This window comes from Sediminibacterium sp. FW305-C-49, from assembly GCF_058231085.1.
This window is the reverse complement of the sequence record NZ_JBIQXS010000001.1, coordinates 1389143-1414654: the sequence shown is the minus strand read 5'-3', so window position 1 is coordinate 1414654 and position 25512 is coordinate 1389143. Positions and strand designations below refer to the sequence as shown.

The 25512-nt window shown below is 41.7% G+C and carries 28 protein-coding genes; 15 read left to right on the top strand and 13 right to left on the bottom strand.

Features of this window, described 5'->3' with window-relative positions; translation table 11 throughout:
- Nucleotides 1-8: 8 nt before the first annotated feature.
- Entirely contained in the window at nt 9-878 is an 870-nt protein-coding gene (locus ACH3Z1_RS05925) for a glycosyltransferase family protein (protein WP_490820943.1), read from the bottom strand.
- Between the two features lie 103 nt (nt 879-981).
- Between ACH3Z1_RS05925 and ACH3Z1_RS05920 the strand changes: the two genes are divergently transcribed.
- The 6 genes from ACH3Z1_RS05920 (at nt 982) to ACH3Z1_RS05895 (ending at nt 6520) form a co-directional block, all read left to right on the top strand.
- Nucleotides 982-1623: an LON peptidase substrate-binding domain-containing protein gene (locus tag ACH3Z1_RS05920; RefSeq protein ID WP_490820942.1), complete on the top strand. Its 642-nt coding sequence runs from the start codon at nt 982-984 to the stop codon at nt 1621-1623.
- 8 nt (nt 1624-1631) lie between these two features.
- On the top strand, nt 1632-2366 hold the full coding sequence (locus tag ACH3Z1_RS05915) for a type III pantothenate kinase (RefSeq protein WP_490820941.1): 735 nt from the start codon (nt 1632-1634) through the stop codon (nt 2364-2366).
- Nucleotides 2332-3705: a BamG family beta-barrel-assembly machinery protein gene (gene bamG, locus ACH3Z1_RS05910; protein WP_490820940.1), complete on the top strand. Its 1374-nt coding sequence runs from the start codon at nt 2332-2334 to the stop codon at nt 3703-3705. Before ACH3Z1_RS05915 ends, bamG begins: the two co-directional genes overlap by 35 nt.
- Entirely contained in the window at nt 3698-4288 is a 591-nt protein-coding gene (gene lptC, locus ACH3Z1_RS05905) for an LPS export ABC transporter periplasmic protein LptC (RefSeq protein ID WP_490820939.1), read from the top strand. The genes bamG and lptC overlap by 8 nt, the downstream gene beginning before the upstream one ends.
- Nucleotides 4289-4419: 131 nt before the next feature.
- Nucleotides 4420-4869 (top strand): hypothetical protein, encoded by a 450-nt coding sequence (locus tag ACH3Z1_RS05900; RefSeq protein ID WP_490820938.1) that lies wholly within the window; start codon nt 4420-4422, stop codon nt 4867-4869.
- A 172-nt stretch (nt 4870-5041) separates the two neighbouring features.
- Nucleotides 5042-6520: a Gfo/Idh/MocA family protein gene (locus ACH3Z1_RS05895; protein ID WP_490820937.1), complete on the top strand. Its 1479-nt coding sequence runs from the start codon at nt 5042-5044 to the stop codon at nt 6518-6520.
- Nucleotides 6521-6622: 102 nt separating this feature from the next.
- Here ACH3Z1_RS05895 and ACH3Z1_RS05890 read toward each other — a convergent pair whose 3' ends face one another.
- The 5 genes from ACH3Z1_RS05890 to ACH3Z1_RS05870 all read right to left on the bottom strand — a co-directional run bounded on the left by ACH3Z1_RS05890 (nt 6623) and on the right by ACH3Z1_RS05870 (nt 12272).
- Nucleotides 6623-7489, bottom strand: a complete 867-nt coding sequence (locus ACH3Z1_RS05890) for a sugar phosphate isomerase/epimerase family protein (protein ID WP_490820936.1) — start codon at nt 7487-7489, stop codon at nt 6623-6625.
- A 124-nt stretch (nt 7490-7613) separates the two neighbouring features.
- Nucleotides 7614-8177, bottom strand: coding sequence for a gluconate 2-dehydrogenase subunit 3 family protein (locus ACH3Z1_RS05885; RefSeq protein WP_490820935.1), 564 nt, complete (start codon nt 8175-8177; stop codon nt 7614-7616).
- A gap of 91 nt (nt 8178-8268) precedes the next feature.
- A complete protein-coding gene (locus ACH3Z1_RS05880) occupies nt 8269-9948 on the bottom strand; it encodes a GMC oxidoreductase (RefSeq protein WP_490820934.1) in 1680 nt (559 codons plus the stop codon).
- A gap of 110 nt (nt 9949-10058) precedes the next feature.
- A complete protein-coding gene (locus ACH3Z1_RS05875; protein WP_490820933.1) occupies nt 10059-10949 on the bottom strand; it encodes a hydroxypyruvate isomerase family protein in 891 nt (296 codons plus the stop codon).
- Between the two features lie 54 nt (nt 10950-11003).
- Nucleotides 11004-12272: an MFS transporter gene (locus tag ACH3Z1_RS05870; protein ID WP_490820932.1), complete on the bottom strand. Its 1269-nt coding sequence runs from the start codon at nt 12270-12272 to the stop codon at nt 11004-11006.
- Between the two features lie 229 nt (nt 12273-12501).
- Between ACH3Z1_RS05870 and ACH3Z1_RS05865 the strand changes: the two genes are divergently transcribed.
- The 9 genes from ACH3Z1_RS05865 (at nt 12502) to ACH3Z1_RS05825 (ending at nt 19472) form a co-directional block, all read left to right on the top strand.
- Nucleotides 12502-13668, top strand: a complete 1167-nt coding sequence (locus tag ACH3Z1_RS05865; RefSeq protein ID WP_490820931.1) for a Gfo/Idh/MocA family protein — start codon at nt 12502-12504, stop codon at nt 13666-13668.
- 104 nt (nt 13669-13772) lie between these two features.
- On the top strand, nt 13773-14831 hold the full coding sequence (locus ACH3Z1_RS05860) for a sugar phosphate isomerase/epimerase family protein (protein WP_490820930.1): 1059 nt from the start codon (nt 13773-13775) through the stop codon (nt 14829-14831).
- Nucleotides 14832-14927: 96 nt separating this feature from the next.
- Entirely contained in the window at nt 14928-15317 is a 390-nt protein-coding gene (locus ACH3Z1_RS05855) for a c-type cytochrome (protein WP_490820929.1), read from the top strand.
- 2 nt (nt 15318-15319) lie between these two features.
- Nucleotides 15320-16039, top strand: coding sequence for a 3-keto-disaccharide hydrolase (locus tag ACH3Z1_RS05850; RefSeq protein ID WP_490820928.1), 720 nt, complete (start codon nt 15320-15322; stop codon nt 16037-16039).
- A 243-nt stretch (nt 16040-16282) separates the two neighbouring features.
- A complete protein-coding gene (locus ACH3Z1_RS05845) occupies nt 16283-16711 on the top strand; it encodes a hypothetical protein (RefSeq protein ID WP_490820927.1) in 429 nt (142 codons plus the stop codon).
- Nucleotides 16712-16826: 115 nt separating this feature from the next.
- Entirely contained in the window at nt 16827-17432 is a 606-nt protein-coding gene (locus ACH3Z1_RS05840; RefSeq protein ID WP_490820926.1) for a YdeI/OmpD-associated family protein, read from the top strand.
- A gap of 89 nt (nt 17433-17521) precedes the next feature.
- Nucleotides 17522-17971: a nucleoside deaminase gene (locus ACH3Z1_RS05835; RefSeq protein ID WP_490820925.1), complete on the top strand. Its 450-nt coding sequence runs from the start codon at nt 17522-17524 to the stop codon at nt 17969-17971.
- A 184-nt stretch (nt 17972-18155) separates the two neighbouring features.
- Entirely contained in the window at nt 18156-18755 is a 600-nt protein-coding gene (locus tag ACH3Z1_RS05830) for a superoxide dismutase (protein WP_490820924.1), read from the top strand.
- 111 nt (nt 18756-18866) lie between these two features.
- A complete protein-coding gene (locus ACH3Z1_RS05825) occupies nt 18867-19472 on the top strand; it encodes a hypothetical protein (RefSeq protein WP_490820923.1) in 606 nt (201 codons plus the stop codon).
- A gap of 63 nt (nt 19473-19535) precedes the next feature.
- Here the strand turns inward: ACH3Z1_RS05825 and yidD are convergent, their stop codons facing one another.
- The 7 genes from yidD to ACH3Z1_RS05790 all read right to left on the bottom strand — a co-directional run bounded on the left by yidD (nt 19536) and on the right by ACH3Z1_RS05790 (nt 25495).
- Complete coding sequence (gene yidD / locus ACH3Z1_RS05820) at nt 19536-19766, bottom strand: membrane protein insertion efficiency factor YidD (protein ID WP_490820922.1); 231 nt, start codon at nt 19764-19766, stop codon at nt 19536-19538.
- A 22-nt stretch (nt 19767-19788) separates the two neighbouring features.
- Nucleotides 19789-20181: a ribonuclease P protein component gene (gene rnpA, locus ACH3Z1_RS05815; protein WP_490820921.1), complete on the bottom strand. Its 393-nt coding sequence runs from the start codon at nt 20179-20181 to the stop codon at nt 19789-19791.
- 94 nt (nt 20182-20275) lie between these two features.
- Nucleotides 20276-20431 carry a 50S ribosomal protein L34 gene (gene rpmH, locus ACH3Z1_RS05810; RefSeq protein ID WP_161835648.1) on the bottom strand — a complete coding sequence of 52 codons (156 nt, stop codon included), beginning with the start codon at nt 20429-20431 and terminating at the stop codon, nt 20276-20278.
- 163 nt (nt 20432-20594) lie between these two features.
- Nucleotides 20595-21425 (bottom strand): glutamate racemase, encoded by an 831-nt coding sequence (gene murI, locus ACH3Z1_RS05805; protein ID WP_490820920.1) that lies wholly within the window; start codon nt 21423-21425, stop codon nt 20595-20597.
- Nucleotides 21426-21581: 156 nt separating this feature from the next.
- Complete coding sequence (locus tag ACH3Z1_RS05800) at nt 21582-22199, bottom strand: OmpH/Skp family outer membrane protein (protein ID WP_490820919.1); 618 nt, start codon at nt 22197-22199, stop codon at nt 21582-21584.
- A gap of 42 nt (nt 22200-22241) precedes the next feature.
- On the bottom strand, nt 22242-22757 hold the full coding sequence (locus tag ACH3Z1_RS05795) for an OmpH/Skp family outer membrane protein (protein ID WP_490820918.1): 516 nt from the start codon (nt 22755-22757) through the stop codon (nt 22242-22244).
- Nucleotides 22758-22780: 23 nt separating this feature from the next.
- Complete coding sequence (locus tag ACH3Z1_RS05790; RefSeq protein ID WP_490821237.1) at nt 22781-25495, bottom strand: BamA/OMP85 family outer membrane protein; 2715 nt, start codon at nt 25493-25495, stop codon at nt 22781-22783.
- Nucleotides 25496-25512 lie beyond the last annotated feature (17 nt).

Genomic DNA, 25512 nt, shown 5'->3' with positions numbered 1-25512 from the left:
AGGAAGGGTCAAATTATCTTATAGTTCCTGAAATCAAACAACCTTATTCCAGTACTTTTTTCGAAATAGTACAGTAGCTTATCTTTTAAGGAGAATTTCTTTTTTGTGATGTCCAGTTCTGTTTTCCAGTTTTGCCGGGCTATACGTTCATGCATGACAGCAGGATGGGTTCCGGTAAATTTTTGTAATGAATCAAATTCATCATAGTTCCAGAAATCAGGCGCTTTCATCATTTCTTCCAATGCCTGATCAGAATGCCAGAATTTGCTAAAGTTTTTCATTTTTTTCATCATCTGCTCCGGGCTTTTTACCCAACCATAGTGGTAAACATATGCATCTACAGGTTTTACTTTTAGTTGCTTTTTTCCTACCCTGAAACCCTGTGCGTCTTTATAAGAGGAGATTTTTTTATCGTTCCTGATGATCCTCACTTCATGATCATACCATTTGCGACTGTCGCCTATATAATCATAAGTGCCATAAAAATGAAGGTATTTGAATACAAGCCCCTGCACCCTTTTATCGTCTTTATACTGTAAACAGGCATCTCTGATGGTTTGGTGATATTGTTCATGAACGGCTTCATCACCCTGGATATAAAATGCCCAGTCGCTTTCAGGATCAATCAATTGAAAAGCTTTATTGGTTTCCACTGCCAGTACCGATCCGCCCGTTCTCAGGGAAGAGTCCCATACAGAATGATGAATTTTAATCTTGGGATCATTGATTGATTGCATTAACCCAAGCGTATCGTCATCAGAATCACCTATGAGTATAATCATTTCATCCACCACCGGAAGTATCGACCTGATGGCTTCAACGATGGGGTAATCGTTGATCACCGCATTTTTGATGATGGTAAACCCTGATATTTTCATCAGACAAAGTAAACATGAAAAAGCATAACAGGCAACCATTCCACTTTTCTATTGTTAATTTGTTCTCTGCTTTTATTTACTTCGTAGTTGTATTGTTATTTCTATGACCAATTTTATTCCGGTTTTTCCGTTAGGTATCGCAGTCTTCCCGGGTGAACATGTTAACCTGCACATTTTCGAACCCCGGTATAAACAACTCATCAATGATTCTTATGTTGCTAAGAAAGCATTAGGCATTCCCATTGTTTTAAACAATGCCGTTGCAGAGCTGGGCACCCTGGTACAGGTTACAGAGATTGTAGCTGTGCACCCAGATGGCAAAATGGATATCCGTATCCGCGGTGAAAAAATTTTCCGGGTACTTGAACTGGTAACATCCATCCCGGATAAATTATACAGTGGCGCCATTGTTCATTATCCTGATAACGATGAAAGGCAGCAACCACTGCTCCTACTGAAAGTTATTACAGGTATCCGCGAATTACACCAGCTCATTGGCGTTTCCAAAGATTTTAAAAAACCAGATCATAGTCTTTGCAGTTACGACCTGGCACATCATGCGGGACTTTCTTTAGAGGAAGAATATGAATTCCTGGGTCTGATGCATGAATTGCAAAGGCTCGAATACCTGAAAAGGCATCTTGCCAAAATACTTCCCGTTGCATCGGGTATAGAATCGCTGAAAGAAAAGATTCAACTGAATGGTCATTTCAGGGAACTGAAAGGCTTTAACTTTAATGTATAACCACAAGTATGCAAACCAGCTTATGTTTTGATTTTGGTAATACCCGTATGAAATGTGCCGTTTTTTCGGGACGCAACCTAAAAGAGGTAGTGGTACTGGATGATGACAGTGATGCCACGATTACGGATCTGCTCAATCAATATCAACCCGATAAATCGATTCTGTCTTCTGTGATCAGTCATAACCCGGACATGGAAGTGCTTCTGGCCAAAAAAACCATGTTCCATAAGCTGAGCCATACCAGCAAATTGCCTTTTACCACACCGGTAGGCAAGCCTGAAACCATTGGTGCCGACCGACTGGCCATTTGTGCAGCTTCGGTTGACCTGTTTCCCAACCAGCATAATCTGGCGATTGGCCTGGGTACCTGTATTACCTACAATTACATCAATAAGGCACATGAATTCCTGGGCGGTAGTATTTCTCCGGGTATGACTATGCGCTTCAGGGCTATGCATGAACAAACGGCTTTATTGCCCATGGTGGAACCCGATCATTACTTTCCACTAATCGGTTACGACACCAAAACCAACCTCCAAAGCGGGGTAATCATGGGAATGGCTAAGGAAATTGATGGAATTATCGACGCTTACGCCTTGAAATTCAATAACTTTAACGTGCTATTAACCGGGGGTGATATGGCTTTTTTTGTGCCACATCTAAAAAACAGGATATTTGCCGACCCTTACTTAATATTTAAAGGCCTGTATGCGATCTGTGAGTACAACACTAGTCAGACTTAGTCTGTGTTTTCTGGTTACCGGATTTACCCTGCTTAATGCTAACGCACAGGAAAATTCTCCATTTACCCGTTATGGCTTGGGCGATTTTTTTAATGGTAGTCATGCCATCAGTCGTGCCATGGGTGGTTTAGGTGTTGCCTATTCCGATGGAACCAATAATAATGTGGGACAGGCCATCAATTTCATGAATCCTGCCACTTATAGCAATTTCTTTATGGTATCGTATGATTTGGGGCTTACAATCGATACCAGAAACTTAAGAAGTGAAAATCCTTCCGGTAAATTCAGGTCCAATTATTTCTACCCTTCATATCTCGGCGTTGGTGTTCCTCTCAACAAGACAAAAGGATTGGGTATGGCATTTGGACTAAGACCATTAAGCCGCATCAGCTATTCGGTAGTAAACCGTGAAAGAGTGGCGGGTGATAGCCTTGCTACGATTTATGAAGGTTCGGGTGGATTGAATCAGGCTTATGTGGGGATTGGAAAAAAATGGAAAAACCTCAGTGTGGGTTTTAATACCGGCTACAATTTTGGCAGAAGAGAAATCGCGACTAAAAAGATTTTTATCAACGATTCTACTTTTTACTACCAGTCTAATTCATCTACCATTACTAATTTTAATGGCCTTTTCTTCAACCCAGGTTTTCAATATGAATTTTCTGTAGGCAAAAAAATAAATGAACAAACCAAAACAACCAGCAACTATCTGGTACGTTTGGGAGGTTCTGCCACACTTTCACAAAGCCTGTCTGCATCACAGGATCAGAAAAGAGAAACCTATACTGAGTCGCAAGCGGGTGATATTACTATTGACAGCGTATCATTTGTAAATGATATAAAAGGCAATATACAGATGCCTTCTACTTATGCTGCAGGTATTACTTTTCATAAAACAGCAAGCAATAACCGGGGTACTTTTGAAATGTGGTCAATTGGCGCAGAGTATACCGCTACACAATGGAGTAAGTATCGCTTTTATAACCAGGCAGACCAGGTGGTTAACAGTTGGCAGTTGAAAGTTGGCGCACAGCTTTGTCCTGACCCATTAACCGGACGCAGCTATTGGAGTAATGTAAACTATCGTGTTGGGGCTTTTATTGGAAAAGATTATGTAGATGTGGATGGCAATGGTTTAAAAAATGTAGGTTTCTCCATTGGTGCAGGTTTACCTATTAGAAAATGGAACAACTATGATCGCCAGTTTACTATTTTGAATACCGCATTACAGTTTGGCAAAAGAGGTTCTGGCGTAAACAATATCACAGAAAGTTATGTGCAGTTTACACTGGGTATCAGTTTAACGGATGTTTGGTTCCAAAAACGCAGGTATGATTAAACCTTCTTTACCCATAAAAAATATATTGGCAGCCTGTTTAGTGGGCTGCTTTTTTATGTGGGGTTGTGAGAATGATGTAAATGATGTAAAAGAACTTGGCAGAAGGGCACCGGGTATTGAAGAGGGAAAAAGTATTGAGAGTTATATCAGCCAGAATGGTCGCATAACCGCCAAACTCACGGCTCCTTTGCTCTTACGCTATCAGGGCGACAGCCTGCGTAAGGCAGAATTTCCCAACACACTTCATGTTGATTTTTTTGATTCTTCCATGCGCGTTGAGAGTCAGTTATTTGCTAAATATGGCCGTTATCTTCAAAATGAGAGTAAGGTTTTTTTGAGAGACAGTGTGATCATTTTCAATACCAAGGGTGATACTTTATATAGTAATGAACTGATCTGGGACCAGTCTTTAGGACAATTCTACACCAATACCCCAGTTACACTGGTTCAAAACTATCCTTATAAACAAAAAGGGCGTTATGCCAAGGGTTTGCGCTCTAACCAGGACCTTACAGATATCACTTTCTTTGATATCCTTCCCGGCAGTTTTGCCATCCTGCCAGATAGCACCTTAAACCAGTAAAAGACTTATCAAAAAAAATAATATTTAAAGGCAACGATTTTCATTCTGCAGGTGTCAGCACACCAACCCCCTCACTGTTTACGCGAAACAGGTATTCTTCTTCTATATATGCCCATAAAACCAATATTTTTATGCATATAAGCAAGCAATTTATCTATGTAGCAGTTGCCATGATAGGCTTTACAGCCTGTACAATTGCCAAACAGTCGGCACATGTTATCGTTAACAATGAAAGTAATGAACAGATTTCCATGCAATTGGTCATCAGCGACCAGGAAAATGGGAAAACAAAAGAAGAGATCCGCTATTCATTAAAACCAGGGTTACAGCATGTGCCTGTTCGTAGGTTTCCCAAAGGTTCTTATGCTATTCAAGTAAATGCCAATAATGGTACCATCTGTAAAAAGTATCCACTTGCGTTGGACACCGATCGATGGATCATGGTTACTTATATGCAGGATGACTCACTCAGGTTGCAGAAAAAATATGGTTACATAGATACCAGTGAACTCAAAAAAATCAATGGCAAATATGCAGGTCTTAATCTGTATGTAGAGAACAGGAGGCCACCGAATTTGTAATATCCCTGATCAACTTAAGCCGCAGATTCGCAGATTCATTAACCTAATCTGCGAATCTGCGGCTTTATCACTCTATCTATGGCCTGTCAACTAAATTTTACGCCCTTCAATCGAAATAATTAAATAAATTCATAGCTCCATTGCTTATCCAACCAATAACCAACTGATTGCTATGAAAAAGAAAGACCTGAACAAGAAACAGGAAACAAATTTCAACGACGATTCCAGAAGAAAATTTCTCCGGAACAGTATGACGGCCCTTGCAGGGTTTTATATTGTACCCCGCCATGTATTGGGCCGCGGTTATGTTGCACCAAGTGATAAACTTCGTGTTGCAGGTATAGGTGCAGGCGGAAAAGGCGAAAGTGATTTGTATAGTTTCTTCATGAGTGGTAAAGCCGATATTGCCTTTTTATGTGATGTTGATTCTCGTCAGTCAGCCAAAAGCCGTGAGCGTTATCCCAAGGCAAAAGTGTATGAAGATTACCGCGAAATGCTGGATAAGGAACATAAGAATATTGATGCCGTATCTGTATCTACACCCGATCATATGCATGCCGTTCAGGCCATGGCTGCTATGCAATTGGGCAAACACGTATATGTCCAAAAACCACTTTCACACGATATTTATGAGGCCCGTGTAATGACAGAAGCAGCCCATCGTTATAAAGTAGTTACGCAGATGGGTAACCAGGGTGCTTCCGGTGATGGTGTACGCCAACTGGTCGACTGGTACAATGCCGGTCTGATTGGAGATGTTCATACCGTTTATTGTTACACCGATCGCCCGGTTTGGCCTCAAGGTATTCAATGGTCAAAAAATGCATTACCGGTTCCGAAAGAATTAAACTGGGATTTATGGCTGGGTACCGCCCCTTATAAAGATTATGTAGACAATCTTGTTCCTTTTAACTGGCGTGGCTGGTGGGATTATGGTACCGGTGCCCTCGGCGATATGGCTTGTCATATAATGGCACCTGCATTTGCCGTATTGGGTCTTGGTTATCCTGCTTCTGCTGAATGCAGCGTTGCCAAGCGTTACGAAAGAAACTGGAATGCCGTTTATGCACCGGAATGTGGTCCACTGGCTTCACATATCATCCTCAAGTTTAAAGGACAGAATGGTAAACCCGATCTTACCATGCATTGGATGGATGGAGGTATTCAACCAGAACGTCCGGAAGAACTGGGTCCGAATGAAATGATGGGCGATGGTGGTAATGGAACCATTTTCATTGGTACAAAAGGAAAGATGATGTGTGGTACTTATGGTGCCATTCCAAACCTGTTACCAACCAGTCGTACCAAAACAACACAGGTTCCACAAAGCATTAAACGTGTTCCGAATGGCGATAATGGTCACTATGCCGCATGGGTAGAAGCTGCTATTGCCGGTTATGGTTCCGAAGCAGCTAAAACACTCAGCTCTAATTTCGATGTGGCAGGCCCGCTTACAGAAAGTGTACTGATGGGTAACCTCGCCATCCGTAGCTATGATTTACAGAAGAAAATGGATGGTGGACGTATTACTTACCCCGGTAGAAATATCAGGCTGGTATGGGATGGCCCGAACATGAAAATCACCAATTTCGACGAAGCCAACCAGTTTGTAAAACGCCAGTACAGAGAAGGCTGGAGCCTGGGCGTGTGAGAACAGAAAAATAATGAACAGCAGAATGTCGAATGATAAAGTATAAGAATCCTTACTTCATCATTCGACATTCTGCTGTTCGATATTCAATATTGCCTTCGGCTAGATCTGAAACTTCCCCATATACCCTGCATTCGCCTGTGCACTTTCCATGGGATTGGTGCCGGTAAACGCTTCCTGTTCTATGATAAAGTTTTTCAACCCGTATTTAGAGCCTTCACCTAAAATTGATTTGAAATCAATAGAACCTTTACCAATCTGGCATGATTCATTGCCTTTTGCTGTTTTGGTAAGGTCTTTTACATGACATAACCTGAAACGGTTCGGATATTTTTTAAACCATGCTTTCGGATCTTCACCAGCTGCCACTACCCAGTAAATATCCATTTCAAAATCTACCAGGTTTTTATCTGTTCCTTCCATCATTACAACCTGTGGTACCTGTCCATCCAGTACTTTGAATGAATAATCGTGGTTATGATAGGCAAAACGTATTCCGTTCTTTTTGGCTATTTCTCCCGACTTATTGAATTCATCATTGAATCTTTTGAAATCATCGATCGATTTTTGGGGTCCTTTCCATGGGCAGATCAGGTACGACATACCTATCTCGGCTGCTTCTGCCGACTTGCGTTCAAACTCAACGGTATTGTTGCAGTGTGATGATATGATTTTCATCCCCAGGTCGTCCATCAGTTTTTTGAACTCGGTATTTTTCATACCCCAGAAAAAACCTTTGGGGCCTTCAAAGCTTTCTATTTGTTTATAACCATAGGAAGCTAGTTTGGTAAGCGTATCTTTTGCATCTGCAAACATGGCTTCTTTCACCGTCCATAACTGTATACCAAATGAACCAATTGGCTTATACGCCAGCTCATCCAGAACAGATGATTTACCGGCTAAAGGAAGTGACAATGCCGCTGCAGCAAATCCAGTATTCCGAAGAAAATCTCTACGATTGATTGACATGGTTAATGAGATTAAAGATTTAAAAAGAAAAATTCAAAAGTAAAAAGTCAAAATTCAAAAAATATACCGGGCTGGTAAATGACCCGCCCTTATTTTGAATTTTGACTTTTACATTTTTACTTTATTACCCCCAGGCTTTATCACCTTTATTATAAGGGATACAACCTTCGTATTTTCCTGGCACAGCTACATAACGCAGCGCTTTGGTAGCTCCTACTTCTGATGTAAAGAAGCCGAACAAGGTAAGTTCTTTGAACATCCTGAAATAATGGTTAGGGTCTTCCGCTTTTTTATTCTTCTGGTATTCCTTCGCTTCTTTGTCTATATCGACCAACAAAGCATGTCTTTGTTCCGGAGTACTTTCAAGGAAGTTCTTATTGTTTTTCTTTTTACTTGCCTCATCCAGTTTTTTGAAACCTTCTTTGAAGATTACCTGGTCTTTGGCTTCGTAACAATCCTTTACATATACCGACATAAATTCACCCACTTTGGCTTCTTTGGCACCGGGTGTGCTGGTGGCTGGTAAAATGGTTTCTCCTACTTCATTCAGGAAACTGACTTCCTCAGGAGAAAAACTGATACCACTATCTGTACCACTGGTTTTACAACCTGTAAGAAAAGCGGTAGAACCGATGATTGTTCCCCCAAGCAGCAATGCCACGCTGGAAAGGGCTTCTCTTCTATTCATGGTGATGTGTTTTGAGTGTTCGTGAATGGTGAATGTTGAATGGTGAATCGTGGTTCTTATTGACCATTCACCATTGACTATTCACCTTCTCTTATAAATTTTGTTTTTTCAATTCAGTCACAGCATGGTCTGCTGCGCGGGCAGTAAAGGCCATGTAAGTAAGTGATGGGTTTACGCAAGCTGATGAAGTCATAAATGCGCCATCGGTAATGTACACGTTGGGTGCATCCCAAACCTGGTTGAACTTATTCACCACTGATGTTTTTGGATCATGACCCATACGTGCTGTACCCATTTCATGAATACCACGACCGAGGAAGCCATTACCCTCATACCCATTTACATCTTTTACACCTGCGTTGGTGAGTATTTCAATGGCGTCCTTCTGCATGTCTTTTCTCATTTTGATTTCGTTCTCTTTCAGTTCGCAATCAAACGACAATACAGGCAGCCCCCATTTATCTTTTACATTTTTATCAAGGGTGATTTTGTTGTTGTGATCTGGCAATACTTCACCAAAACCCATCATACCAAAGGTCCACCCACCTGGTTCTGTGAGCGCATCTTTAAAATCAGCTCCAATACTCAATTCTGCCACATCACGTCCCCATCCCTGGCGTGAGGCACTTCCCTGGTAACCAAAACCGCGTAAATAATCTCGCTTATCGCCATTGATATTCTGGAAACGTGGTATGTAGATACCATTGGCACGGCGACCGAAATAGTATTTATCTTCATAACCTTCCACACGGCCTCCTGCACCTACGCCTAAATGGTGATCCATGATATTATGACCCAGTTCTCCGCTGCTGCTACCCAAACCATCGGGCCATACATCGGTTGCAGAGTTCATCAGTATCCATGAAGTATTCAAAGCAGAAGCATTCAGGAATACAATCTTGGCATTGTAAGTATATGTTTTGTTGGTTTCCGCGTCGATGATTTCTACACCGGTTGCACGTTTTTTATCCTTATCGTACAGTACCCTTGTTACAATAGACCATGGACGTAAGGTGAGGTTACCCGTTTTCATAGCCGCAGGTAAAGTGGAAGACTGTGTACTGAAATAAGCACCAAACGGACATCCCAGCCAGCATTTGTTCCGGTACTGGCAATTGGTACGCCCTTCATGTTCCTGTGTAAGGTTGGCTACACGACCAATAATCATGTGGCGCTGGTTCTTATAGTATTCTTTGATGCGTTTTGCCAGATCTTTCTCCACGCAGTTAAGCTCCATCGGTGGCAGAAAATCGCTGTCTGGCAGATGTGGTAATCCTTCTTTACTACCACTGATACCCGCAAATCTTTCAACATACGTGTACCATTTTTCAATGTCTTTATAACGTACCGGCCAGTCAACAGCAACACCATCTTTTGCATTGGCTTCAAAATCAAGATCACTCCAGCGGTAGCTTTGTCTGCCCCACATCAATGAACGACCGCCTACATGATAACCACGGAACCAGTCGAAACGTTTTACTTCCGTGTAAGGGCTTTCTTTTTCATTTACCCAATAATCAAGGTTGGTTTCATTGAGGGGATAATCGCGTTTCAGCACCGGATAATCGTTGATCATCTGTTGGGTTCTTCTGCCGCGATGGGGATAATCCCATGCTTCTTTGTTGGCGTTCACATAGTCTTTAATGTGTTCAATGTTTCGCCCACGTTCGAGCAGGAGCACTTTAAGCCCCTTTTCGGTAAGCTCTTTGGCGGCCCATCCGCCACTGATTCCCGAGCCTACAACGATTGCATCATAATTTTGATCGGCCATGGTCTGTTTGTTTATGATTGTTTGTGGTTTGAATGTTTAGCTGCTTATGGTTCATAGCTAGTTGCTAATATCTTATAACAATAAGCTATTAGCAACTAGCTATTAGCTTCTTACACATCACATATCTGAATCGCTTTCCGAAGCGACGCTAATTTGTCAGTACCTATCGGAATAAATTCTTGTGCTACATATTGTTTAAATCCAGTTTCTACAATGGCTTTCATAATGGCAGGATAATAGAGTTCCTGCGACTCGTCTATTTCATGACGACCCGGAACACCTGCTGTATGATAATGCCCGAAATACTGGTGATCTTTTTTAATGGTTCTGATGATATCTCCCTCATTGATCTGCATATGGTATATATCGTACAACAGTTTGAAATTGGGTGAACCCAGTCTTTTACACAGTTCAACACCCCAGGCAGAACTATCGCACATATAGTCTTTATGATCTACTTTACTGTTAAAGAGTTCCATCTGAATCACCACCCCTTTTTTTTCTGCCAGCGACATGATCTGTTTCAGTCCTTCCACACAGTTTTTTAAACCGGCTTCTTCGTCCATACCATTCCTGTTACCACTAAAACAGATAAGATTGGTATAACCTGCTTTTGATACCAGCTCTATATGATCCGTATAATTTTTTATAAGCGTTGAATGGTATTGCGGGTCGTTCCAGCCTTTAACCAGACCGATTTCCGCACCATTACACATGGTAGAAATAAGGTTATGCTTTTTTAATGTACCCCAGTCTTTAGGACCCACCAGGTCTATTCCCACCAAACCCATTTGTTTCACAATACCACAAAGTTCATCTAGGGGTATATAGTCGTAACACCAGCGACAAACGGAATGATTGATATTTCCCTTTAATGCCATAGGAGATGTGTTGGTTGATTGATCAGGTGTAAAAGAGGAGATACCGGTTCCGGTAGCCAGTAGTGCCGATCCTGCCAACAATTGTTTGATCGTTTTTCTTCTGTTTGAATCTGTTGCCATATTGATGGGTTCGCAGGTTTTAAATGTAAGCATTAATGTTTAACCAACGTTTGCCTAAGCAGCATTTGCTTTGTTTTTATTACGCATATATAATAACAGTGCAGCAAAAGCTACGGACAATATGATGGGTATAATCATGGTTGTATTCAGTATTTCCGGGCCAGCCAGTTTTTTTGCTTCTCCCAGTACAGTAGCCATTTCTGTTCCTGCTGCGGCATTGGAATAATCGGCAAGATTAGCGCCTGCGGGAAGTTTTGTTACCAGAAGGCTGTCATAATAATCACTCATGAAAATCATATAAACAGAAACAGCAAACATACCCGCACCACCCATCAGGTTTAGTCCAACCGCACCTGTTTTTGGCAGGTTTTCTGATACAAAGCCCAGCATCGTAGGCCAGAAATAACAAACACCCATACCAAATACAATGGCCCCAACAAAAAGCATGTTACCGGTGGTATGCCCCATCAGGTATAAACCCACTGCAGATAAAATAGCAGATATCAACAACACGCCTGCCGGAGAAAAACGATGTACCACAGGTTCTGCAAATGCACGACCCAAGACCATGATACCTGTTTCTATAGTCAGTAAGAGGATGGCATTATCAGAAACATTTTTGAGCAGTACATCAATCCACTGACCAGTAAAGAGTTCTGTAATAGCCGTACCAAACATGAGTATAATCATAAAAATAAACAAAGGATTCAGCAGCGATTTATACATGTCTGCTGTTGATACCCCACTTGCTACTCTCTCTGTAACCGGAAAGCTGAGTTTACTGAACAGGTATCCATAGATGATAGTAGGGATAAGCATTAATCCAACCTGAACCTGCCAGCCAATACCCGCTTTATCAAGGAAATAAACAATCAGTGTACCAATTACAATTCCGCCGGGGAACCATAAATGGAAATGGTTGAGTTTGGTTGTTTTATTATCAGAATAGATCGTAGCTACCAATGGATTACAAGCTGCTTCCACTGTTCCATTAGCGATACCTACACAAAGGGTTGATATAAAAAGCGTCCAGTAACCACCTGCAAAAATGGTGAGTGCAATACCGGCTAAATGAAAAAGGAAGGCAATGATGAGTAGTTTTTTCATTCCAATCACATCCACCACAAAACCACCAATCACTACAGCAAGCGGGAAACCCCAGAAAGCGGTAGCGGCAATGGTTCCTAACTGAGCGGCATTTAATTCAAATTCTACACCGAGACGTCCTAAAATACCTGCACGAATACCAAATGAGAGAGAAGTGACCAATAATGCCAGGCAACTGGCAACAAACAATTGTTTGCGTTGGGGAGTGGCTTGCATATCGTTTTAAGTTGTTGGTTGAAATAAGCCATTAAATGTAATTTTTTATTTTTAAACAACCTTCGAAAAAATTCCCATACAACAGGTGTAAATCTGTCAATACGAACAGTTGTTCATTTTATCATTTCAGGTTTTCAAGCATCAAAATTTCTCTGGCTTCCATTTTTTTAATAACCTTACATCCCTGAAATCATTTCAGTAATAACCTGAACCAATAAAATAAAATCACATGAACCGAAAACTCAGGATGGGTATGGTGGGTGGGGGTAAAGATGCATTCATCGGCGCCATTCACCGACTGGCAGCCAATATGGATGGTTTGATTGAAGTATGTTGTGGCGCATTGAGCATTAACCCCGATATCGCAAAAGACTCAGGCCGCTCACTGTTTCTTCCCGAAGACAGGATTTACCTGAACTATGAAGAAATGATTACAAAGGAAAGCCAGTTACCCGCCGATAAGCGTATGGATTTTGTAACCATCGTTACCCCCAATTTTGCGCACTTTGCACCGGCCATGATGGCTCTGGATCATGGGTTTCATGTGGTCATAGAAAAACCAATTGCTTTTACCCTCGATGAAGCCCGACAGCTTCACCAGAAAGTTCAGGAAACAGGATTAACCCTTTGTTTAACGCATACCTATTCGGGATACCCGATGGTTAAACAGGCCCGTGCCATGGTGGCAGCAGGTGTATTGGGTAAGATCAGGAAAGTATGGGTGGAATATCCGCAGGGATGGCTGAGCAAATTATCTGAAAGAGAAGGTAATGCACAGGCCGCCTGGAGAACAGACCCCAAAAAATCGGGTAAAGCCGGTGCCATGGGCGATATCGGAACACATGCCGCTCATTTGGCAGAATATATTACCGGAGCAGAAATCACCCATTTATGTGCCGATCTGAATGCCCTCGTTGAAGGCAGGTTACTCGATGACGATGGTAATGTATTACTCCGCATGAGTAATGGGGCACGTGGTGTACTGATGGCATCACAGGTAGCAGCAGGTGAGGAAAATGCACTCAAGATTCGTGTATATGGAGAAAAAGGCGGGTTAGAATGGGCGCAACATGAACCCAATACTTTACTGGTAAAATGGCTCGATCAGCCAACACAGATTTTACGTGCCGGTGGTAATTACGGCGACAGACTTAGTTCTTTTGCCACACATAATTGCAGAACACCGGGCGGACACCCCGAAGGATACCTGGAAGCATTTGCCAATATCTACCGCAATTTCGCTTTAACATTATCTGCCCGCATCGACGGTACTACACCAACTGCAGAAATGCTCGACTTCCCCGATACCAATGACGGTTTGAGGGGAATGGCATTTATTGATAATGTGGTAGCTTCTGCAGCATCAGATGTAAAGTGGACGGAATATAAAATATAAGTGAGTAGTGAGTAGTCAGCAGTGAGTAAGGCAGAATGTAACTCACTATTGACTACTCACTACTCACTATTTGATTACTCACGAATCATAAAAATTTTTGCAACATGACCACCATCAAAGGTCCCGGTATTTTTCTTGCACAATTCATGGGAGATGCTGCGCCATTTAATTCGTTGGAAAGTATTTGTAAATGGGCTGCCTCACTGGGGTTTACCGGTGTTCAAATACCAACATGGGATGCCCGTTGTATTGATCTGAAAAAAGCGGCGGAAAGTAAAACCTACGCCGATGAAATAAAAGGCATCGTAGAAGCCGCAGGTTTACAAATCACTGAACTGTCTACACATTTGCAGGGACAGCTTGTAGCAGTACATCCAGCCTATGATGTAATGTTTGATGGATTTGCCCCAGAAAATGTAAGAGGCAATGCCAAAGCCCGCACAGCATGGGCCGTTCAGCAATTAGCATATGCAGCTAAAGCATCCGCCAATCTCGGATTGAATGCACACGCCACATTCAGTGGTGCATTGTTATGGCATACCGTGTATCCATGGCCGCAAAGACCGGCCGGACTGGTAGAAACAGGTTTCACAGAACTCGCCAACAGGTGGAAACCGATATTGGATGTGTTTGATGCCAATGGTGTAGACCTTTGTTATGAAATACATCCCGGTGAAGACCTGCATGATGGTATCAGTTATGAAATGTTTCTGGAGAAAGTCAACAACCATCCGCGTGCCTGTTTATTATTCGATCCATCGCATTTTGTTTTGCAGTGCCTCGATTACCTCAGTTATATTGACCATTACCACGAACGTATCCGCATGTTTCATGTAAAAGATGCTGAGTTTAATCCAAGTGGCAAACAGGGTGTTTATGGAGGTTATCAAAGCTGGATCAACCGTGCAGGACGTTTCCGTTCACTGGGCGACGGGCAGGTTGATTTTGGTGCCATCTTCAGTAAACTCGCAGCGTATAATTACAAAGGCTGGGCGGTGATGGAATGGGAATGTGCCATTAAACATCCGGAAGTAGGTGCAGCAGAAGGTGCACCATTTATTAAAAAACATATCATCAAAGTCACCGACAAAGCATTTGATGATTTCGCCGGAACCGGTTCAGATGAAAATTTCAATCGTCGTATTCTGGGAATCAATGAATAACTTAGCGTCATTCGTGAATGGTGAATCGTGAATAATTTATTTGACATTCACGATTCACCATTCACGAATCATCCAAACCACCAAAACAATAAAACCGTGAAAAAGTACCTAGTATCCCTTTCCCTGCTGGCCCTGATGGCAGCATGCGGAGGTAGTGAAGAAAAAAAAGACACCGCAGCAGCACCCGCTGCAACTACTGCATCTGATGACCTCAGCAGCAATCCTGATTATACAAAAGGATTGGAGTTGATTGGCAAATCAGACTGTCTCACCTGTCATAAAGTAGGTGACAAACTCATTGGACCATCTTATAAAGAAGTAGCAGAAAAATATGAGAATACAGAAGAGAATGTAACAATGCTGGCAGGAAAGATTATCAAAGGTGGACAGGGTGTTTGGGGTTCTATTCCTATGACTGCACACCCTGCTATTACAGAAGATGATGCCAAAGCCATGGTAAAATATATTTTCCTTTTAAAGAAATAAAGATGTTGCAAAACTGGTTAACCTCAGCACTTTTAGGTGTACTTGTATTGAGTAATACTGTACCGGAAACAAGTTCAACGGTATCCATTAAAAATACGCCGCAAAAACGTGGCTGGATTGCTTTGTTTGATGGTAAAACAACCAAAGGTTGGACGACCTATGGCAAAGACACATTGGGCAGTTGCTGGAAAGTAGAAGACGGTACCTTACACCTGGATGCATCTGATAAAACAGGTCGTGGTGATATTATTCATGAGCTGGAACTCGAAAATTTTCACCTGAAGCTGGATTGGAAAATCGCGAAAAATGGTAACAGTGGTGTTATTTTCTGGGCACAGAATGATCCATCCAAATACAAATATGTTTGGTATACCGGTCCTGAAATGCAGGTATTGGATAATGATGGTCATGCAGATGCAAAAATTAATAAACATCGGGCTGGCAATTTGTATGACCTGGTAGCCAGCAAAGAAGGTCTTACCAAACCTGTTGGCGAATGGAATACCGCTGAGATCATCAGCAATCGTGGTAAACTGGAGTTTAAACTCAATGGAGCATCCATTCTTGCCACTACTTATGGTGATGAGCAATGGAACCAACTGATTGCCGGAAGTAAATTCAAATCAATGCCCGCATTCGGTAAAAACTTCAAAGGTCATATTGCCTTACAGGATCACGGTGATCATGTCTGGTACAGGAATATTGTGGTGAAGAAACTGTAGTGCGGAGGAAAGCTTCAGGTTACAAGCTGCAAGCCACAAGAATCAGGGATTTAGATTTTTACTAAGCCGCTTCTTTCACGAAGCGGCTTTATATTTTAGTGCATTCGCCTGTTGCTACATAATCGGGTTGACAGATAAAATACCCAGGCGGGTGTTGTAAGAATTTGAGAATAATGATATATTTATACACCCTTCCCCCCATAAAACTGAATCTCACATTTTATTCATGTTAAACAATGATTTATGAATGCTTATGCAAATAAATCAGGGGCTCAAACACCAAAAACAGCATCTACGCAGGAAGAGTCTGAAAAAAAGAACCAGGCCATAGCTGCTACAGATAATCGACAAACAGCCAAACAACAAAACAAGTTGCAAGGCTTAGCCAATCGTAGTGCACAAGTGGCTCAATTACATGCTTATCAATTAATGACGCGCCGCGTTGTGCAGAAAAAAGGCATCAACTATGAAGCAGGTACAGGAGAAGACTGGCATGTACACAAAGATCATGTAAAGTATGATGGTGATAATAGTTCCAGAATCAATTTTGCTGGCAGATCAAAAACACAGATTAAAAAAGCCATGCAGGAATACCATGATACCTTAGGTCATAGCAAGGAGCGTCAAACCACTTTTATCGCTTGCAGAAGATGGATCAGTAAATATTTATAACATCCCCACCGGATTAAAATCCGGCGCAGGGTTTAATAAAAGCCCTTTTCACTTTTCTCTTTTCACTTTTCATGTCTCTCCTTTCACGTCTCATATTTTCTCTCTACATTAGCCCATGCCCACCACCGATCCACGCATAGATGCATACATTAATAAAGCTGAGGTTTTTGCCAGACCCATACTGCTGCACATTCGCAAACTGGTTCACAAAGCCTGCCCGGATATTACTGAAACCATGAAATGGAGTTTCCCGCATTTTGAATACAAGGGTGTGGTTTGCAGTATGGCATCTTTCAAACAACATTGTGCTTTCGGTTTTTGGAAAGCATCTATCATGAAGGATCCCAATAAAATTTTACAGATAAAAGACAGGGGTGCCATGGGTCATTTTGATCGGATTACCAGTATTAAAGATCTTCCTTCAGATAAAATCATGATGGCCTATATAAAAGAAGCCGTGGCACTCAACGAAGCCGGCATCAAATTACCATCCAAACCCAAGGCTGATCCTAAAACACTGGATATTCCGGCTTATATTACCACCGCACTGAAGAAAAATAAAAAAGCAAAAAGCGTTTTCGAAGCCTTTCCTTACTCGCATAAAAAAGAATATGTGGAATGGATTACCGAAGCCAAAACAGAACCCACACGGGCAAAACGCATCGCCAGCATGTTAGAATGGCTGGAAGAAGGAAAAGACAGGAACTGGAAATACAGGTAGATGGCAGATGTCTGATCGCAGATGTGGGATTTTATGTTTGATTTGCTGATCTTTGATTTTTCTATCTCATTTTTTGATTTTTGACTTCTATGCTCCCCGAAACACACGAATATTACATGCAACAGGCATTGAAAGAAGCGCAACTGGCTTTTGATGCAGATGAAGTGCCTGTAGGAGCTGTTGTGGTGATGAATAATAAGATTATTTCCCGCGGACATAACCAGGTTGAATTATTAAACGATTCCACTGCACATGCAGAAATACTTGCACTAACTTCTGCCTACAGTAGCCTAGGAGCCAAATACCTGCCCGATGCCACACTTTATGTAACACTTGAACCCTGTTTAATGTGTTGCGGCGCTTTATACTGGGGCAAAATTGGTTGTATTGTATTCGGTGCAAGTGATGAAAAGAATGGCTTCAGAAAACATATCAGGGAAAAACAATCTCCTTTTCACCCCAAAACAGAGATCATCAGCGGCATTTTACAGGATGAATGTGCCTGGCTGATGAAGAATTTTTTTCAGCAGAAACGCTGAGTGGTAAGCTGCAAGCCGCAAGCTACAAGCTTCAAGCAATGGGTTATTTCAACTTGTAGCTTGTAGCTTGCGGCTTGCAGCTTACGTCCCTGTACTTTCTTTCGATTTAAGAAACAATTCATCTCCATTCAACCGAAGCGTAGTAAATTTGTTGACTACACTTTAATCATTTAAAAATATACTTATGGCATTTACATTAGCACCCTTACCCTATGCACATGATGCATTAGAACCACATATTGATACTACTACCATGCAGATTCACCATGGTAAACACCACCAGGCTTATGTAGATAACCTGAACAAAGCCATTGCAGGAACAGAACACGAAGGCAAAAACCTCGAACAACTGGTTGCTGCAGCAGGGTCTATCAGTCCGGCTGTTCGTAACAACGGTGGCGGCCACTGGAACCACACATTTTTCTGGGAAAGCCTGGCACCCAATGCAGGTGGCGCTCCAACCGGAGCATTGGCCGATGCCATTAACAGCGCCTTTGGTTCTTTTGATGTATTCAAAGAAAAATTTGCCAATGCAGGCATGACCCGTTTCGGTAGTGGCTGGGCTTGGTTGATTGTAAAAGATGGCAAACTGGAAGTTAGTTCCACCCCTAACCAGGATAACCCTTTAATGGATGTAGCCGATGTAAAAGGAACACCAATACTGGGTGCCGATGTTTGGGAACATGCATACTACCTCAAATACCAAAATCGCCGTGCAGATTACCTGGCCGCTTTCTGGAATGTGGTAAACTGGAATAAAGTAGCGGAACGTTTTGGCGCATAAACCGCAAGCTATAAGCAACAAGCGACAAGCTGCAAGCCACAAGTGAAAACATCCTTTCTTGTAGCTTGCAGCTTGTCGCTTGTTGCTTATATTTACTTATAAACCTTACTTATGAAACTCATTCTCTCTTGTTTAACCACTATTCTCCTGCTCGCATCCTGCTCTTCAGATCAGAAGAGAGTGGTGGTATTTAGTAAAGGTTCTGTTGAGGTAAATACCGATACCAAAACCATTAAAGCATCTGATGGTACAGGACATGAAGACAAAACCGTTAATTTTTCAGGAAAGAATGTAGAGCTCACACTCAATACGCCTTCAGGTGAAGCAAAAGTTACGCTTACCGAAAGTGGTTACTATATCGTGAATGTAAAAAACGATACCATCATCGGTAGCCAGGTAAATTACACCGACCCACAACTCAGCAACCAGGTAATTACCCAGGAAGCCTTACGCTTTAAGATCGATTCATTACACAATCTGGTGAACAATAAAAATGTAGGTAAGGCTAATCGTAATTTTTATATCCTGCCCAATTCAGCGGCTCATATCACCGATAATTTCGATGCCATCATTGTAGGCCCATTTCATAAGATGCGTTCTGCAGAAAGTAAAAACGGAAAAGCTCCTGAAGTATATCGTTTCTACAGCATCAAAGAAATCCGCGAAACCATTGACAGACTGGAAGGGATGACGGGAGGGAAGAAAACAGAAGAATAAGGAACAGAGGAATGTCGAATGTCCAACTACTTCTTAATTGGACATTCGACATTCCTCTGTTTCTCATGGTACCGGATCATATCCATGCCCGCCGCCTGGTCTGCATTTACTGATGCGTTTGATGGCCAGCCATCCTCCCCTGAATAATCCATGTTTTTGTAAAGCTGTTACTGCATACTCCGAACAGGTAGGTGTGAACCTGCATTTGGGACCCATCGCCGGTGAAATCACGTATTGATAAAAACGAATCAACAGTATGAATGGGAAGCTGAGTATTTGTAACAGGAATTTCATGTATACTGAATAGTGAGTAGTGTTATATGGCAGGTGGGAATTTGGTTTGAAGTTTTGCCAGACAGTCTTTCATTTTTTCTCTTATCACCTCAAATGCCGGCATTTCTTTGTCAATGTAAAGAAAGAAAACAGCTATCTGTTTTTGCTGCTCCGTAAGATGCTGGAAAAGGTTTTGTTTTTCTAACCGGTAAGCTTCTCTTAATAATCTTTTGATCCTGTTTCGCTGAACAGCTTTCTTGAAATGTCTGGCACTTACACCTACACCCGCTTTTACACTTTCTTTTTGTGAAGCATCTGTTTCTATAAAAAATACCTTCACAGGAAATACCGAAAAACTTTTTCCGGAAGCAAAAATGGCTTCAAGTTGTGTTCTGCTTTTGAGCTTTTCCTTTTTGTTGTAACTAAATGGTTTCATGAACAGACACTAAACTAAAAAAGTCCCGCGTAAAGCGGGACTTTATATTTTTCTTCATCCTCGTTACGCCAATGGCGGGCGAGGTGGAAATGGTTTATTTTAATCCTTTCTCGCTGGAAACAGTCAGTTTCTTGCGACCTTTCGCTCTGCGGCTGGCCAATACTTTACGACCGTTGGCAGTTTGCATACGCTTGCGGAAACCGTGAACGGTTTTACGGCGGCGTTTATGCGGTTGAAATGTACGTTTCATAATTACGTTTTTTTAGCTAACCCAATAATCTTGTTTCATTTCATTACGGCAGTCACCATACTGCTGTCTGTGAAAGGACGGCAAAACTAAGGAAAAGCAACGAAAAATATCGAAAAAAACCGTTTTGATTTTTTAAATGATTGATTATCAGCATAAAAATGGCTTATACGGAAAGTTCTACATGTTCAGAAGACACCGGTTCCCCAAAAAATATACTGGCATGATTATCAAAATCTGTCACAGCATCCGTGGTATAAAACCTGCGTTGACCCTGTTGACTGATCATATCTGCTATGGCTGGATGTCGTTCAAGGTAATCTTTCAGACTCCGGGCAACAATGTCTCCCTGCGATAAGATGGTGGTTCCTGCCGGTGCAAATGTTTTGATTTTATCCATCAGCAACGGATAATGGGTGCAGGCCAGCAAAAGCGTATCGATGTCTGCAGAACGGTTGAACAACTGCTGCAGGTGCTGGCGGATAAAATAATCTGCTCCCGGTTTATCGTATTCGTTGTTTTCGACCAATGGCACCCACATGGGACATGCTTCCTGGTATACTTTAAGAGAAGGATAGAATTTGGCTATTTCGATGGGGTAGCTTTCGCTCAATACTGTTCCTGCAGTACCTAACACTCCTACCGAGCCGGTTTTACTATACTCACCAATTACTTCAGTGGTAGGTCTTATTACACCCAATACCCTTTTTTTCGGATCAATACCCGGAAGGTCGTTTTGCTGGATGGTTCTCAGGGCTTTGGCAGATGCAGTATTACAGGCCAATATAACCAGCTCGCAGCCTTGTTCAAAAAACCATTTTACGCACTGCAGGGTGTATTGGTAAACTGTATCAAAGGAACGTGGCCCATAGGGTGCACGCGCATTATCTCCGAGATAGAGATAATCGTATTGAGGCAATGTCTTTACAATTTCTTTTAAAACCGTAAGTCCGCCATAACCGCTGTCAAAAACCCCGATGGGTTTTGTTGTTATCATTCACCAAAGTTAATGCATCTATTGCGTGGGTTTTTCAAGTTCTGCTTTCGGTTTTTAGTTTCATTTAATGCATTTTTCTGGTTTTATTTATCCGTATCATAACAAAAAAGTCCCGCTAGTTAGCGGGACTTGTATATCATTTTCTGTGTTGCCGAATTAATTCTTTTTAGGTGCTGGTGTTGCGGGTTTTGTTCCCGTACCAGGTATTGTACCTCCTGCTGCTTTCCAGGCATCTATCCATTGCTGTGGCAATTCCATTTTAAGCTTGATTGCCGTACGGATGGTCAGGTTATCGAGGATGCTCAGGGTTGGATCAACATATGGCGAGATCGCTTCTGCTTTTAAAACAAGTGTGTATTTGTTTTCTGCAACAACCTGTTGTAAGGCAGCCATCATCTGCTGGCGATAAGGCATCAACAAACGATCCATTTTATCCTGCTGCATTTCCTGGGAATATTGCTGCCAGTTAGCAATCTTATAATATAATTTGTTCAGCTCGCTGATGGCCATTTCCCTTGCTTTAGCAGGCATGGTGGCAGAATCTTTTTTGAAGAGACTGTCTCTGCGCTGGTATTCAACCACAGAATATTGGTATTCTACATTCAATGAATCTCTTACGTAAGAATTCATCAGCGTATCAACCTTTTCGATACCGGGAAAAAGACTCAACAGGGTTTGCTCATCGAAATAACCGATCTTAACCTGAGATTGAGCATTGTTGGAGAACAGTAAGCTGGCCGCTACAGTCACACACACAAGTAATAATTTCTTCATTGTAGAGAGGGTTTGTGAAAATTTGGTTTTAGTTCTTGTTCTTTATTTAATCCCCAGTTCTTTCAGGATATCATCGCTTTTATCCAGTTTGGGGTCGGCAAATATAACGGTAATTCCTTCACTTTTATCGAGTACAAAATCGTAAGAACGGGCCAGGGCCATTTTCTGAACAGCATTGTACACCCTGTCTTGTACCGGCTTTATAAGACGCTGGCGCTCTTTAAAAAGGTCGCCCTCATAGCCAAAACGTTTTTTCTGAAGGTCGCGGATCTCCTTTTCCCTAACAAAAAGTTCATCTTCCCGTTTCTTTCTCAATGCTTCAGTCAGCATAAACTGTTCAGCTTCATAGTTCTTATACATTTTATCGAGCTGCACCTGTTTATCATCAATTTCTTTTTGCCATTGCTCACCTACCTGCTGTAGTTTTTTATCGGCATCACGATATTCCGGAATACGTTCCAGGATATACTTTGTGTCGATGATGGCATAACGCTGTTGTGCTTGTGTTCCGAAGGCCGTACATACCAATACCAGTGCAATGAGTAAGGTTTTTTTCATAAACTTTTTTTTAGGGTTCAGGTTTATTCAGGTTCAAAGCCCAGCATAAAGGTAAACCTTGCTGCATCTTTCATTGAACCATTTGGTGAAAACCTATCCAATCCTATGCCATAATCAAATCCGAGTAGTCCAAACATAGGCAGGAAGAAGCGCATACCCAGTCCAACAGACCTGCGGAGCTTGAATGGATTATAATCTTTGATATTGAACCAGCCATTCGCAGCCTCATAGAATGCAAGCCCATAAATGGTACTGCTTGGATTCAGGCTCAATGGATACCTGAGCTCCATGGTGTATTTGTTAAAAATTGTAAAATATTGCCTGGCACTCTGCTGATCGGGGTTCACTTTAGGGTTTGAGTTATCATAAACAGGATAACCACGGTGTGCAATGATATCATAACCCAATAATGCAAACTGGTTACTCAAGCCCGCATCACCGACCTGAAAACGTTCAAATGGTGAAATCTGCAGGTTCTTATTAAACTTACCCAGGAAACCAAATTTTGCCGATGCCCGCAATACAAATTGTTTATTCCTGTCTTCACCATGTGGTCGACCCAACGGAACAAACCATTCCCCATTAAAACGCCATTTATGGTATTCTACCCAACGATAGGGATTGGTGGCAGTAACTATATTTTTATTGATCAGCGAGTAAGGTGGTGTAATCGCAAGACTCAGCATAAAGTTGGAACCCGAACGTGGGAACAATGGCTGATCTACAGATGAACGCTGTAATGCTATCCTGAAGTTGAAGTTGTGTACATTACCATTGTCAAACCCGGGCAGGTTAATAGGATCGATGGCATAATTACTCAGTTTATACCTGGTAAAGTTTAAACCCAGTGACAGGGAGAAAAAGTCATCCGGCCATTTTAATTGTTTGGCCAGACTTACGGTAGCTCCGGTAGTAGATATAAAACTTTTGTTTGAATAGCTAGGATCGAACAGACCTGTGTTTGGATCAAATGTTTGTCCGAAACGGGTATTATAAATACTGAAAGTAAGTGCATTTCTTTTCTTACCACCTAACCAGGGTTCGGTGAACGAGAAGTTATACGACCGGAATGCTTTACCATTACTCTGCACACGTAAACTCAGTTTTTGCCCATCCCCCATTGGCAATGGATCCCATGCAGATTTTTTCCAGATATTTCTGATGGAGAAGTTATTGAATGACACACCCAATGTTCCGGTCAGACCAATCATACCACCCCACCCTGCACTCAGTTCTAACTGGTCACTTGATTTTTCTTCCACACTGTAGTTAATATCTACTGTTCCATCTTCCGGATTGGGAATAGGGTTGATACCGATTTTTTCCTGGTTGAAATAGTTCAACTGAGCTATCTCACGCTGTGAACGTATCAGGTCGGTACGACTGAATTTTTCACCCGGAATGGTTCTCAGTTCACGACGTATTACGTGTTCCTTTGTTCTGTCGTTACCGCTGATGCGGATATTTTTAATAGTGGCCTGCGGACCTTCAATAATCCTGATTTCAAAATCGATGGTATCATTGTACACCGCCGTTTCTACAGGATCCGTTCGGAAAAACAGATAACCATCATCCTGGTAGATGCCACTGATATCGCCTCCATCCGGTGAAGCCGATTTCCCTAATTTTTTATTGAGTACATCGAGGTTATAAATATCCCCTTTCCGGATACCCAATATAGCAGTAAGGATAGAATCAGAATATTTGGTATTACCTCTCCAGCTAATATTACCAAAATAGTAACGACGGCCTTCGTTTACTTTCAGATCGATATTCAGGTTTCCGGCTTTATTAAAGTAAACAGTATCTTTTTCAATTACCGCATCACGATAACCCAGAGAGTTATAATAAGACAGAAGACTTTCTTTGTCTTCACTGAATTTTACCCGATCGAATTTTGCAGATGACAATTTAAAACGTGCATATGGATCGAGTACTTTTTTGGTTTTGCTGAGTGTAAGGAATCCTCTTTCTTTCAGGTATTGTTCAAAACCGTAGCGTTTTACGGTTACAATCTGACCACTATCAAAAGTCGGATTAAGTGTTAACCTTGATTTCTCTTTGGTGCCCTTTAGCTGTTTTTTCAGTTTTGTAGCTTCTACTGTATTACCTCCAAAGTTGATATTATTGATTTTTACTTTAGCACCTTTATTCACCACAAATTCAAGAATCAATGTATTGTCAAAAGTAGTATCAACTCTTTCATCAATTCTTACAGATGCATTTTGATATCCTTTTTCACCGTAGAATTTTTTGATGGCTTCAATCGCAGAAATTTTCATGTTTTCTGTGATCACTCGATTACGTACAAGACCGGTTTTTCCTGTAAGGTCTTCAGATTCTCCTTTACGCACCCCTTTAAAAACAAAGTTTGATAACCTCGGGCGTTCTGTTACGGCTATTTCAATTTCAATTTCTTTGTCAACCAGTTTGGTGATGAAAATCTCTACATCACTAAAATATTTTTCATTCCAAAGTTTAGTAATGGCTTTTGAAAACGCATCACCACCCGGAATAGTAATTTCATCCCCTACATTAATATTAGCAATAGAGATCAGAAGGTTCTCATCGAAGAACTTATTTCCTGTAACCTTTACAGCCGATACTTTGTATTTTTTGGGTGTTCGCTGGTTAAAAATATTGAGGAGCTCTGCATCCACAGATGTGATAACGGTATCCTTACTAGTCGTTTGTGAATAAGCAAGGTTACTTACCAGTGATGATACTAAAGCCAACACGAAAAATTTGTACACTT